Source organism: Clostridium sp. CTA-5, from assembly GCF_054768135.1.
The window spans coordinates 572058-586638 of the sequence record NZ_BAAAAT010000002.1 but is presented as its reverse complement, the minus strand read 5'-3'; the positions used below and the strand labels follow the sequence as shown (position 1 = coordinate 586638).

Annotated in this window: 9 protein-coding genes and 1 pseudogene; 8 read left to right on the top strand and 2 right to left on the bottom strand. The window is 26.4% G+C overall.

The window, feature by feature from the left end:
* The first annotated feature begins 19 nt into the window (after window positions 1-19).
* The 3 genes and pseudogenes from ACYUET_RS07690 to hepT all read left to right on the top strand — a co-directional run.
* A complete protein-coding gene (locus ACYUET_RS07690) occupies window positions 20-1744 on the top strand; it encodes an N-acetylmuramoyl-L-alanine amidase family protein (RefSeq protein WP_460278724.1) in 1725 nt (574 codons plus the stop codon).
* Window positions 1745-2110: 366 nt separating this feature from the next.
* Window positions 2111-2455 carry a type VII toxin-antitoxin system MntA family adenylyltransferase antitoxin gene (mntA, locus tag ACYUET_RS07685; protein WP_460278723.1) on the top strand — a complete coding sequence of 115 codons (345 nt, stop codon included), beginning with the start codon at window positions 2111-2113 and terminating at the stop codon, window positions 2453-2455.
* A 22-nt stretch (window positions 2456-2477) separates the two neighbouring features.
* Window positions 2478-2768, top strand: a pseudogene (gene hepT, locus ACYUET_RS07680) (type VII toxin-antitoxin system HepT family RNase toxin); the annotation flags it as partial.
* Window positions 2769-3008: 240 nt separating this feature from the next.
* On the opposite strand, the gene ACYUET_RS07675 reads toward hepT, so the two are convergent.
* The gene (locus ACYUET_RS07675) at window positions 3009-4838 is read right to left on the bottom strand and encodes an O-antigen ligase family protein (RefSeq protein WP_460278722.1); all 1830 of its coding nucleotides are present in this window, start codon (window positions 4836-4838) and stop codon (window positions 3009-3011) included.
* Between the two features lie 263 nt (window positions 4839-5101).
* Entirely contained in the window at window positions 5102-6547 is a 1446-nt protein-coding gene (locus tag ACYUET_RS07670) for an undecaprenyl-phosphate glucose phosphotransferase (RefSeq protein ID WP_460278721.1), read from the bottom strand.
* Between the two features lie 203 nt (window positions 6548-6750).
* On the opposite strand from ACYUET_RS07670, the gene ACYUET_RS07665 reads away from it, so the two are divergent.
* The 5 genes from ACYUET_RS07665 to ACYUET_RS07645 all read left to right on the top strand — a co-directional run bounded on the left by ACYUET_RS07665 (window position 6751) and on the right by ACYUET_RS07645 (window position 14499).
* Complete coding sequence (locus ACYUET_RS07665; RefSeq protein WP_460278720.1) at window positions 6751-7767, top strand: glycosyltransferase family 2 protein; 1017 nt, start codon at window positions 6751-6753, stop codon at window positions 7765-7767.
* Window positions 7740-9116 carry a hypothetical protein gene (locus ACYUET_RS07660; protein WP_460278719.1) on the top strand — a complete coding sequence of 459 codons (1377 nt, stop codon included), beginning with the start codon at window positions 7740-7742 and terminating at the stop codon, window positions 9114-9116. Before ACYUET_RS07665 ends, ACYUET_RS07660 begins: the two co-directional genes overlap by 28 nt.
* Before the next feature lie 135 nt (window positions 9117-9251).
* Window positions 9252-12410 (top strand): HAD-IA family hydrolase, encoded by a 3159-nt coding sequence (locus ACYUET_RS07655; RefSeq protein WP_460278718.1) that lies wholly within the window; start codon window positions 9252-9254, stop codon window positions 12408-12410.
* Window positions 12411-12478: 68 nt separating this feature from the next.
* Window positions 12479-13282 carry an ABC transporter permease gene (locus ACYUET_RS07650; protein ID WP_460278717.1) on the top strand — a complete coding sequence of 268 codons (804 nt, stop codon included), beginning with the start codon at window positions 12479-12481 and terminating at the stop codon, window positions 13280-13282.
* 20 nt (window positions 13283-13302) lie between these two features.
* Window positions 13303-14499, top strand: a complete 1197-nt coding sequence (locus ACYUET_RS07645; protein WP_460278716.1) for an ABC transporter ATP-binding protein — start codon at window positions 13303-13305, stop codon at window positions 14497-14499.
* The last annotated feature ends 82 nt before the right edge of the window (window positions 14500-14581 follow it).

Sequence of the window (14581 nt, the reverse complement as noted above, 5' to 3'; positions counted from 1 at the left end):
ACTTAGGAGGAATTTCAATATGTTTAAAAGAGCAAACAAGATGACAGCTTTATTAGTAGCTGCTGCTGCTGTTGTTTCATTAGTTCCAGCAACTGGTGTTAACGCTGCAGATTATAAAAGAATAGAATCTAAAGATGGTAAAGTTTATGACGCAGTAGCATACAAAAATGGTGCTTTCGTTATAGATGGTAATGTTAAAGATGGAGACACAGATGCTGTATACTTCTTAAACAATGGAAAATATAGTCCATTAGAAGACGTTGATACAGGAGTAACTTTCGGAATATATGGAGAAAAATACGCAACTGTTGATACTGATGATTACTATGTTGATTTAACAAATGGTAAAGTATCAGACGATAAAGTAGCTGAAGACAATGCTGATGATGCTGCAACAGCTTTAAGAAAGAAAATTAAAGATAAAGCTGATGATAGATATTCAGATGACGCTGCTTTAAAAACTGGTTTATCAGCAATAGAAGGATCAAGATTCGGAGAAACTTGGTACGAAACTACTTATACTTCTGCAAAAAATACAAATGGTGGAGCTTCTACTGCACTAAATGTTTATACAGATGCAAAAGCAAACTACATTGATGCTGATTACAACTTAGGAAAAGTTAAAGTAAGAGTTTCAAATGGAACTACTACTAGTTCAGCAGTAACAATTGAAAACACAGATGATAAATATGATTCAATAGCAAAAGATGATTTATCAGCAAAAGTTACAAATGCAAAAGTAATAGGACAAGATTCTAGCAATATTTATAGAACTGCAACTATAACTGTTAGCGCTACTACTGGTTGTGCAGTAAGTGAAATTAACGGAGTAGATGTAACAAAAGATGCAGCTACATTTGTAACTACTGATGCATACAAAACAGTATCATTCGAAGTTATCCAAAAAATATCTAAAGCTCAAGCTTCAGGTGATGTTGATGGAGCTAAATATGCTAAATCAGTAACTAACTATGTTATCTCTAATGAAAAAGGAGAAAACAAAGAATTACTTTCAGGTGCTAACTTCACTATCACTGGTGGAAAAGTAATAGCATACGCAGTATCAGGCGGAAAAGTTAATGCTCAAACAATAGAATTAAAATCATCTAAAGGATTCTACTACACAGATATAACAAAAGCTGATGAAGAAGATGCTACAGTTGTACAAACAGATGTTGATGGAAACCTATGGATGTTAGATGGCGGATTTGTTTACAAATTCGATAACGATGATTCTTGGGATAAAGTTTACAAAGTAGACGGATCAATGGATAAAATGTCAGTTTACAACAAAGACAACATGGTTGTTTGGAATGAAGATGATGAAGTTTACTCAGTAATCGGAAACAAAGAAGAAGAAACTGAAAAACCAGTTGAAGTAACTAAAGGATGGGTACAAGCTGCTGATGGAACTTGGACTTATGTTAAAGAAGATGGAACTAAAGCTACTGGTTGGTTAAACTTAAACGGTACTTGGTACTTCTTAAACGCTGAAGGTGTAATGCAAACTGGTTGGATCAACGCTAACGGAACTTGGTACTACACTAACGCTTCAGGTGCTATGCAAACTGGATGGGCTAATGTAAATGGTACTTGGTACTTCTTAAACGCTTCAGGAGCTATGCAAACTGGATGGGTTAACGATAACGGAACTTGGTACTTCTGCAATGCTTCAGGAGCTATGCAAGCTAACACAGTTGTTGATGGTTACACTTTAGGAGCTAACGGAGCTTGGATCAGATAGTCTGATAAAAGTTACTTAGTATACTAATTGTGATGTACTTTTAGTACAAGCATCAATTACTAGGAGACTCCCTTTTTAGGGAGTCTCTTTTTGTTATTCACATTAAATTGGTTATAATATATAATTATGATAAGAATATTTATTAAGGAGGGATTAATTTTGGAAAGTCAATTAAATAAAGCTATTGAAATATTAAAAGAAGAATTTAATCCTATTGTAATATTAGGCACAATCAAAAAATAACAAGTCCATTTGCTAGCCTATTTTCCATCATGCTGCGTCGTTAAATTGACCTATATGAGGACAATTAATCTCCTTGCCTGATGAAAAATATCCATTGCAACTTTGGACCTGTTATTTATTTTCATGTGCCTTATTTGGCCAGCAGCTAAAGGGAACTTGAGAGATGAAAGTGATATTGATATTGCATTTTTAACAGAGTATGATATAGATTCTTATGAATGTTTTATAAAAGCTCAAGAATTAGCGGATATTTTTAAAAGAGAAGTGGATTTAATAAATTTAAATACATCATCTACAGTATTTAAAGCTCAAGTAATAGGAACAGGAAAAAGAATATATTGTAGTGATGATACAAAAAGAATGTTTTTTGAAATGAGAGCGCTTAAGTCTTATGCAATGCTTAATGAAGAACGTGAAGTCATTTTATTTATCTCCTTGTCTGAAACAAAATATAAGTCACATCTTTGATCTATTATTTTATTTCATGTGCCTAATATTAAATATACAAAGAGCGTGTGAAGCATCTATAGATTTAGCAATGCACATTGTATCAGAGAAAGGATTAGGTATTCCTCAAAATAGTAGGGAGTCTTTTGAGGTGCTTAATAAAAATAATATAATAGATGATGAATTAACTAAAAAAATGAAATCTATGGTGGGTTTTAAAAATATTGCAGTTCATGATTATAGAGCAATAAGTATGAAAATCGTTCAATCTATAATTGAAAATCATATAAAAGATTTTGGAGAATATATTTACTGCATAAATAAGTTATTATAATTAACTATATTTTGATATAAAAGTAATGTTATTTTGAAGTAGTCTAATAACATGAGTTTTTTTATATATTAATAAAAACAGTACCTCAAGCACATACTATGAGGCACTGTTTTTAAGTAAAGGTTGATATTAAGTGAATTCCTCTGTTTATGAAATTTATACTAAGAAAATAGACCTTGGGTATACTCACCAAAGGTCTATTTTAGTTAATCTTATAATATTAATTTTTTAAAAGAAAATCTATCTTTTAAGTTCTTCTCTATTAATAAAGTTAAGTGCAACACCAACTCCTAGAACAATCCAGAATACTGGAGCAACGCTTACAACTGAGTCATTGAATATTCCTGCAAATAGATATCCAATAACGCCTAGGCAAGTTACACAACCTAAGATTTGTTGCTTATTGTACTCTTTCTTTAAAGCATATAATTTGATACTATCAACGATGTAGATAATCATAATAGCTAAGAATACTAATAAAGCAATTACTCCCTCATTTAATGCTGTTTGTAAATAAAGATTATGTGGTTTGTCAACAAGCATATTAGGGGTACCATAAGCGTAGTATTTCCCTATAAAATCAGTTTGTGGAAATTGATAGACAAAACTATCAGGTCCTTTACCTAATAAAAGGTTATTTTTTAATAGAGGTAAAGATCTTGACCAGATATAGCCTCTTGCAGATCCAAGTTGTTCTTTTCCTTTAAATCCAATTGATTCAGGGAAGGTTACTTCAGTATTTATATAACTAGTTGCATCTACTAAATGAAGACTATTATCAGGTTTTAATTCAAATATAAATGTAGGATTTCCATCAACATTTAATACAAGTCCATCTGCTCTAGTAGATTTATCTCTAAGTTTTCCGAAGCTAAATGAAATATTTTTAAATGCTTCAACTTGAGTTGTTAATAAATTTTTATCTCTTACATATTCTATCTCTTGATCATTTAAATTTGTAAATTTATAAGCTCCATTTTGAGCAACTACTTTTAACGTATCGCCAGGTAATACAATTTCTACACCTTTGTTAGAGTGTTTTATATCTTTAATAGGTACATGTTCTGTGTAATCAAAATCACTTGTATCTTTAAATACACTAAAAGCATCTGAAACTAAAGTAGGAATTCTTTCAAATATAGAACCTTTAGTTGCAAAGTTAAGTCCAACAATAACAATAGCTAAAGCACAAACACCCATTAATAGGGGTTTCCATCTTTTGAAAATTATTTTTCCAAAAATTATAACTCCAAATATAGAGGCTACAGTGATACCAATAATACCAGCACGAGATGTACTTCCGAATAATAACCATAATGAAAGTAGAGTTCCAAGTCCTAGTATTATTTTATGTTTAATATTTTTCTCAAATATAGTTAAAGAAAATAATATAGGTAAAACAATTCCAACTAAACTACCAACATAGTTATAGTGAAATAAAGTACCATATAATTTACCTTTTTCAAAAAGTAAATTAAGTTCACCAGGTTTAACATTATATTTACTAGGAACAACTAAAGCCACACCTAACTTAGAATTTATTAAATCTTTACCTATATATTGAAAAATTCCTAAAAATGCATTGATTAAAATAATAATAAGAATAGGAATAATCATATATTTATAATTTTTTGTTGTTCTAAACGTATAAAGTGAGTAAATAAACAATGTAATATAACAAGCAATCGTAATAAACCCTTCAGCTCTGTCAAATACTCCCCAAAATGCAGCTTGCTTATAATCAGAAAATATTGCAGAAAGTAAAGTTAAAATTAAAAATACTCCTGTTAAAATTACAATAGAAGTAACAATTTTATCAGTTTTTCTAAATATTTTTCTAAAAGATATAGCTGCAATTATAATTAATACAATACAAAAAAGCATTAACCAAAAAGCTTTCTTTTGTGAAAATAAATCATTTTGTGTTGCTGAGCCCAATACATCTGCAGCAAACGAATCAACTTTTACAACTGTCATACGAACAATTAAAGGAATAATTAAGAGTATAAATGAAATGGGAAGAAAAAAGCCTAAAGAATTTTCTTCATAAATATTTTTCTTTTTTTCCAATGTTCACACATCCTATATATTTTATTTTTGTAATTTACTATACAAATATAAAATATTATAACATTGTAGAAGGGAGTGTTGCAAGAAACTAGAAATGATAAGTTCTATAATGGGATTAAACGATAGAGAAGATTTAAGGAATACGAGAAATTCTTAAATATACTGAATAATATAGGTTTTATTTAAAGTGATAGAACTAGAGAAATTTATAAAAGGAAGGGTTGTACTACAGAATAGTATAGAAAATTCTGTAGTACAACCTTTTATACATTGATTTTATTTTGTTGTACGTTTTTATTGTTTTGAATTATTGGTTTTTCTTTAATTTTGATTACTAATTTTTCATTATTTTTAAATCCTTTAAAAGCCGTTTTAAATAATATTGCTATATCCATAAGGATGTCCCAATTTTCAATATAATGTATATCATACTCAATTCTCTTTTTAATAGAAGTATCACCTCTATATCCATTTATTTGAGCTAGTCCAGTTATGCCAGGTTTTACTTGGTGTTTTACCATATAAAGAGGTATTTCCTCTTTAAATTCATCAACAAAATGAGGAAGTTCAGGTCTTGGACCAACTAAACTCATATCACCTTTTAATACATTAAAAAATTGAGGTAATTCATCGATAGAAAACTTACGAATTAAAGATCCAAACTTAGTTTTTCTAGGATCGTTGTTTGTACTCCAACCTGTTTGCTCCTCAGAATTAACTTTCATAGATCTAAACTTATACATTGTGAAGGTATTTTTATTTAAACCAACACGAGGTTGTTTAAATATTATAGGACCTTTAGAAGTACATTTTATTATTATTGCAGTAAGTATCATTATATGGCTTGTCAATATAATCAAGAATAAAGAACCCATTATATCTAAAGCTCTTTTCATAAAAGCATTTCCAAAGTTATCAAGAGGCACTCTTCTAACATTAATAAGAGGAATATTTCCTATCTGATCAATATATGGTTTACTAGGGATGTATTTATAACAAAAAGGTATTATAGAAAGTTTAGTACCACTTTTTTCACAAACAGAAACCACATTTTCTAAATATTTAGCATCTTCAATATCAAGTGCGCAAACAACTTCATCTGCATTAGATTTATTTAAAACTTCAAATAAATCATCATAGTTTCCAAGCTTGTCTCCTTCAAAATCTGAAGAATTACCAACATATCCTGAGTAGTTATAACCAAAACTTTTATTATTTTTAATTACATTTAAATATTCACTTGCAACCTCACCCGCACCTATAATTATTACATGTTTTAAATTCATTCCATTTACACGCATTTTTGACAGGATTTTTCTTAAGATAAATCTTTTAAATAAAACTAAAGTAATATTTACGAAATAAAAGATTACAATAACCCATCTAGATATATCTACAAATTTAACGATGAATAGTAGTGATAATAAAATACCTGTTAACACTGTATTTGCTCTAATTATCTTAGAACATTCTTTACTAAAGTATGTTGTTCTAAATGAATGATATAAATTGAAAATATTATAGATAATAAGATTTAGTGGAATAATTAAAATTGTAAATTGTATATAATCAATTAATTTAAAGTAATATTCATCAGGAGGAAATATATGAAAACGGATTAAGTAAGCTAAGATAATTGATATAAATAAGATTAAAATATCTGAAAATGCATTGATTTTATTCAATAAATTTTGATTTTCTTTTATCATAAAACTTCACCCTCTACTATATGTCGTAAAATGTCTTATATAAAAAGAATAATATCATCTCATTAAAAAATATGCAATAAATTTTAAAATAATTATATTTTTTTAAAAAATAAATTTATTTCAAATAAGAAATATGTTAAAATTAGTAGAATAATTGTATTGAGGATGAGCATAATTGATTTTTGTAAAAATGAGGTGAAAATGTGTTTCTTACTATAGTTGTACCAGTATATAATGTACAAGATTATTTAAGAAGATGTATAGAGAGTATATTAGTCTGTAAGTTAGAAGATTATGAATTAATTTTGGTAAATGACGGAAGCACAGATAACAGTTATGGCATTTGTTTGAATTATGAAAAAAAGTATAAAGAAATTAAAGTTATTAATCAAAAAAATGGAGGGCTTTCAAATGCACGTAACAGTGGATTTAGAGAAGCAAAAGGAAAATATATTTTATTTATAGATAGTGATGATTACATTATAAGTAAAAATTTAAATAAATTAATAGAAAAGATAAAAGATAATAAAGAAACTGAAATTGATATAATAATTAGTGATTTTTTTAGAGTTTCTAGGGAAAATATAATTATAGATAAAATTAATCAAATAAAAGAAAGTACAGATTTAATTTGTGATAATACTTATATGACAGAATTTTTAACAACATATGGATGTTTTTGGAATACATGGCGTTTTGTATTTAGTAGAAAATTTTTGCAGAACAATCACTTTATTTTTAAAGAAGGATTTTTATGTGAAGATATTGACTTTGCTGTAAAGACGCTTATAAATTCTGAAAATATAGCATTTTATCATAATCCATATTATTGTTATATGTTAGGTAGAGAAACGTCTATTATGAGTACTATAAGTTTAAAACGTATATATGATTATTTGACAATAACAAAAGAAAGTATAGATTTATTAGAAAAAAATAGTAATATATTTTTTTCTAATAAAATGAAGGAAAAACTAATTATAGAATACATTTTAAATTTAGCTACCATTTATGAAGTAAATAAAAATAGTAGAAAAAAAGCTAAAAAACTATTTACTGAGACACAATATATATTAAATATGACAGAAAATAAAAAATGTAAAATAATTAATAATTTAATTAATATATTTGGAATTTCTTTGGTTTCATTTAATTTATTTCTTTTAAAGAAGTTAAGGAGAATAATAAGAATATGCAAGAACAGTATTCTAAGAAAATAAATTATTATAAAAAAGTTTTAAAAAAATATAATAATTATGCAAATTTTTATGATTGTGTTAACACTATGATTAAAAATATACCAGAGAATATATCTTATGAAGATAGTGTGATATATAAAACTACTGTAATGGTAACGGCACCTACTTTAGTTAGTTATGTATTATACATATTGAAAGATGCTCAAAACAAAAAAATAGAAAGATTATATTTTCTTTCAAGAGATGGATATATAATGCGCAAAATTGCTAATATACTCTGCAAAAGTTATGGTATAGATATAGAGTGTAGATATTTATATTGTAGTAGATTAGCTTTAAGAGCGCCTCTTTATTTAATGGATAAGAAAGAAGCAATGGAAAGATTTTGTGCAGAAGGCTTAAAGATTTCACCAAAGGTAGTATTACAACGTGCTGGAATAAATGAAGAGATACAAAACAAAATATTAGATGAATTAAATATAGATTTTAAAGATAAATCTTTAAATAATAATGAATTAAAATTATTTGGAGGAAAATTAAAGGACAATTTATGTTTTACTAAAGAAGCATATAATTATGCAGAATCTCATTATGAAAATATTTATGAATATTTTATACAAGAAGGTTTAACTGAAGATAAAAATTATGCGATAGTAGATACTGGTTGGATAGGATCTATGCAGCGTCATATAAGACAAATTTTATATTATTCAGGGAATAGTAAAAAATTAAAAGGATATTATTTTGGAATGTTTGAAAATGGGAAAAAGGAAGATGGAGAATATAACTGTTTTTATTTTTCTAAAAAAGATAATAGCTTAAGAAGAGTTCTTTTTAATAATAATGTATTTGAATGTATGTGTAGTGCAAATCATGGTATGACAATAGGATATTATAAAGATAATAAAGGTATAATTACACCTGTTTTTAAAGAATATACGGAAAAATGGAATGTGAATCTTCAGTTAAATATTATAGAAGAATTTACTAAAATATTTGTAAAAAAAAATCAATGGATAGATATTAAGATAGATGTTTTACCACAAGTTATTAAAAAATTACTCATAAGTTTTATGGTTTTCCCAAGTAAAGAAGAAGCAAGTGTATATGGTAGTATACCTTTCTGTGATGATTCTACAGAAAATTATATGATAAATTTAGCAGATAAACTTACAAATGATGAACTGCGTGAATATAATCTTGCTTATAAAATATATAAAAAAATATTTTTAAAGAAAAGAAAGGGGAAATTCCATGAGTCATTTTGGATTAATGGAACTATTCAGCTATCAGATATATCACATAAAAAGTTATTTAATTTAACATGTATATTATCTGAATATATTCATTATTTAAAAATAAAAAATTAATATAAGTGAAATGTTTAAATTTAAATTAGGCTATGTTTTAAAATTGTGTTTATACTATAATATCAATATTCACTTAAAACATAGCTTTAAATTAAAATGATGCACGTTTATTATGTAGGAAGGATGAGTAAAGTAATGCCTGAAAAAAGTAGTAAATTTGTATATGATAGAGAAATAGATTTTCGTGAGAATACAGCGGATTATTTTGTAATAAAATCAATTATTGACGGATCTAAAGTTTTAGAATTAGGATGTTCAACAGGTTATATTACAAGATATTTAAATTTAAAGAAGCATTGTGAAAATAGTGCTATAGAAATTGATAAAGAAGCATTAGATATAATAAGTCCAAATTTAAAATATGCAATTAATGATGATTTAAACTGCATAGAAAATTGGATAGATAAATTACCTGATAATTATTTTGATTATATTGTTTGTCAAGATGTGCTTGAACATTTAATAGATCCTTTTAAAGTACTTAAACACTTAAAAACTAAACTGGAAAAACAAGGAAAATTTTTAATATCTATTCCAAACATTTCACATAATACTGTTTTAATGCAGCTTCTAAGGGATCGCTTTGATTATAAAAATATTGGTATTTTAGATAGAACTCATATTAGGTTTTATACTAAAGAAACATTTTCAAAAGAAGCAAGAAATTGTGGATTAAAACGGATTAATCATTTTATTACTTATCTTGTTCCAGATGGTACTGGATGGGAAACTGAATATAATGAATATTCAATGGAAGAAAGAAATGTTTTGTTAAAAAATGGTAATGGACATGTTTTTCAAAATTTGTTTATACTTGGAAAAGAAGAAGATTTTGAGGGGGAAGAACCACCATTATACCAACTTTCATTAGATGAATATGATGAAGTACGTATATATGAAGGAGATAATGAAAAACTTTATTATTATGAAAATGGAGAAGAGATTGAATATTCTGTTAAGCAAGATAATATACAATCTATTTATATTGAACCTACAATTAGACCATGTGAATATTCGATAAAAGCATGGATAAATGGAAATTTATATAAGTTTTGGAGTTTCTCAGTTAATGATGGAAATATAAATATTGAGAACGGAAATTTTATCAATTTAAATAAACAAAGAATTAATATTAATTATAATTTTTCAAAGGGAGATAAGATTAAAATTATAATTAATAGAAAATCAGATATAATTAAAAAACTAATAGTGGGAGACGTGTGCATGAATAGTGAATTAAATAAAATAAAAAGTATGGTAGACAAATATGATGTAATATCTTTTGATATTTTCGATACATTGGTTTTTAGAAATGTATTATTTCCAAAAGATATATTTAAATTATTAGATGTATATGTAAAAGAAAAATACCAAATCGAAGATTTTTATAATTTAAGAGCTAAGTTAGAAATGCATACAAGGGAAGGTATTAAAAAAGAAGACATTAATATTGATGAAATTTACGATACTATATCAAAAGAGTTGAGGTTTGATTGTAATAATATAAAAGAAAAAGAACTTGAACTTGAAAAAAGATTTATTGTAATTAATCCGTTAATGAAGCAAGTATTTGATTATGCTAAAAATTTAAATAAAAAAATATTTATTATATCAGATATGTATCTTAAAGCTCCATTCTTAGAAGGAATATTAAAAGATTTGGGGTATGATGGATATGAAAGACTATTTGTTTCAAGTGAATTAGATAAGACTAAAGCTAATAAAACCGTATATAAATACATATTAGAAAATTATTCAGACATAAAACCTGAGAACTGGATGCATATAGGTGATAATTATCAAGCAGATGTAAAAAATGCAGAAAGTTTAAAAATTAAAGGTTATTATTATAAGTCAATTAGAGAACGAGCAAATATGTCAGATGAATCAATTGATATTAAGACATCTATTATGAGAGCTATTCAGTACAATAAAGTATATTGTGGATTAGATATACCTTATTGGGAAAAATTTGGGGTTAAGTATATTGCACCTATTTATTATGGGTTAAGCGATTGGATTGCAAGGTTAAATGAAAAAAGTGATAATGTAGTATTTTTATCTAGGGATGGATATATTCCAAAACTTGTATTTGATAAAATTAAATTAAAAAGAAAATTAGATACAGTAGATTCTATATATCTTTACACTTCTAGGAAAGCATATCAATTACCATGTATGGCATATATGGGAAAAGGTGAGATGGTAGAGAATTTAACTCAAAGTAGTGAGGCATTTGGACATAAGCTTACAATTAGTGAAATGTTTAAAAATGCAGGTCTTGATGCAAATGATTATTTAGATGTAATTAAGAACTTTGAATTTAATTCTACAAAAGATGTAATTAATGCTGAAACAAGACACATGGCTAAAAAACTTATACAATTTGTTTATTCAGATATAGTTTCTGTATTAGAGAAAAAGTGTAAGTTAGTAGAAGAATATCTTGAACAAGAAGGATTATTTAAATATGATAGATTAAATATTGTTGATATAGGATGGAGAGGAAGCATTCAATATTCTATGCAGAAGTTTTTTAATCATTATTATGAATCAAAGGGTATAAATAAAAAAGTTAATATTTATGGATACTATTTAGGAACAAATCAATTTGTCTATGCAGACATTGTTGATAATACGTTTGGTTATTATTTTGATTATTCTATTCCATGGGTTCATAGTTCATTTTGTTTAGAAAATCTTATGATGTATGAATTTATATTTACTTGTCCTCAACCACAATTATTAAGTTTCACTAAAAAAGATGGAAAATGTATTCCAGTATTCCGTGATTTTATAGAAAATAAAGAATATACGTCTACACTACAAAATGGAGCGCTTAAAATCATTGATGAATTTATTGAATATGATGAATATTTAACAGGCATTTCTGTTGAAGGATGTACAGATTTATATAGGAACTTTATTATAAATAGAGATTATAATGATATGATGGAGTTCCGTAAGATTTCTAATTTTGTTTCATATGATGCTGAAGAAAAATCGTATGTTACATCTTATTCTAAAAAAGAAGTAATTAATGATATTGAAACAATATGGGATGAAACTAAATTTAATTTATGGCGTTACGCATATACTATTGATGGAATAGAAAGCAAGCAAGAGTATGAAGATTTTCTTAAAAAAAATAATATAGAAAGATTGCCTAAAGATATATATCAAGAATATTCAAATAAATTCTTTAGTAAGTCAAACTTTAAGAAAGCATTAAAACATCCACTTAAGGCTATTAAAGCAGTATTAAAAAAGATAATAAAGAAAATTATAGAGTAAAAAAATTAAAGTTTAACTTTATTATTTAGTTAAGAATTACTTTATGAAATTACGAAAGGATAACTCAAATGTTTAGAGAAGTATATAGATTCACAAAAGAAACATTTTTAAAATTACCAATTATATTTAGATTATCTTTGGAAGATTTTCGTAAAAGATTTATAGGTTCATCTTTTGGACTTTTATGGCCTTTTGTACAACCTTTAATAACTACATTAGTGTTATGGATGGTTTTTAGTGTGGGATTTCGTTCCACTAATGTAAAAGATGTACCTTTTATATGTTGGATGTTATCAGGATTAGTTCCCTGGTACTATTTTTCAGAGGCACTGGCAAGTTCGTCAAATAGTTTAATTGAATATCGTTTTATTTTAAAACAAATGTCTTTTACACCAAGTATTATACCATTTGTAAAAATTATATCATGTATTTTTACACATGCAATATTTGCATTATTAATGATTATTGTTATGTTTGTTAATGGAATGACACCTAATTGGTATTGGCTACAAACAATATATTATTTTATATGTATGATAGTTTTTTTATTAGGACTCTCATGGTTAACATCATCTATAAAATTATTTTTTGCTGATATTGAAGAAATGATTAATGTATTTTTGCAAATTGGAATGTGGTTTACTCCAATTTTATGGGATATTGGAATTGCTCCAACTAATATGCTTTGGATTTTTAAAATAAATCCTCTTTTTTACATAATTCAAGGATATAGAGATTCTTTAATTTATAAAGTATCAATTATACAAAGGTTACCAGATACTCTTTATTTTTGGGGTGTTTGTTTAGTTGTAGTACTATTAGGTATTAGCATATTTTCAAAACTTAAACCTTATTTTAATGATGTGATATAGATAAGAGGTGGATGAGACAAATGGATATAATTAAAATAGAAAATGCATCAAAGGTTTATAGATTATATGAAAAACCAATTGATAGAATAAAAGAAGCGTTTAGTCTTAGTAAAAAAAGTTATCACAGAGACCATTATGCATTAAAAGATATTAATTTAACAATTAAAAGTGGAGAGATTACAGGATTTGTAGGAAAAAATGGTGCAGGAAAATCTACTTTGTTAAAAGTTATAACGGGAGTTACAGAGGTAACAAACGGGAGTGTTTCAGTAAATGGAAGAATAACAGCATTGCTTGAACTTGGTACGGCATTTAATCCTGAATATACTGGAATTCAAAATATATTTTTATATGGCACAATGATGGGTCTAAGTCGTTCTCAAATGCAAGAAAAATTACAAGAAATTATCGGTTTTGCAGACATAGGAGATTTTATAAATAATCAAGTAAAAACATATTCGTCAGGAATGTTTTCAAGATTAGCATTTGCTGTTGCCATAAATGTTGAACCAGATATTTTAATTGCAGATGAAATATTAAGTGTAGGAGATACTGCATTTCAAAATAAATGTATACAAAAAATGAAAAACTTAATGGAAATAGGTAAAACCGTATTATTTGTTTCTCATGATCTACATTCAATTAAATATTTTTGCGATAGAATAGTGTGGTTAGAAAATGGTGAAATAATAGAGGTCGGATATGATATTGTTGGAATATTAGATAGATATGAAAGGAATATCCTTCCTAATAGGTCTAATCGTAAAATTGATATAATGCAAAGTTCTGTTAGTGATTTAGTAAAAATACATAAAACATATTTTGTAAATAAATCAGGAGAAATTTCAAGGAGTTTTAAAGTTGGAGAGCAGTTTGATGTTATTATCGAATATGAAATTTTGGGAGAACTTGATGATTGTTTTTTTGGTGTGGGAATGAAAAATAGTCAAACAGTATATGTAAATGGGTTAAATACTAAGTTAGATGGATTTAAACCAGATATAACTTTAGGACATCATAAACTTAAATTATCTTATAAAGGATTTAATCTTTATAAAGATATATATACTGTATGGAGTGTATGTTACAATCCATCTGGTACAGTAGTTTTAAGTGATTATATTATGAAGGATGCAATAGAGATAACTTCTTTAAAAGAATTATGTGAAGGAGTTACTAATATAGAGCATACATGGTCTCAAATTGAATCTAAATAGAAAATTTAAGTGAATTTAACGTCTAATTAAAATCTGTAGATGTATTATAAACTAATGAAAAAATAGTAGAGTTGCTTTATGT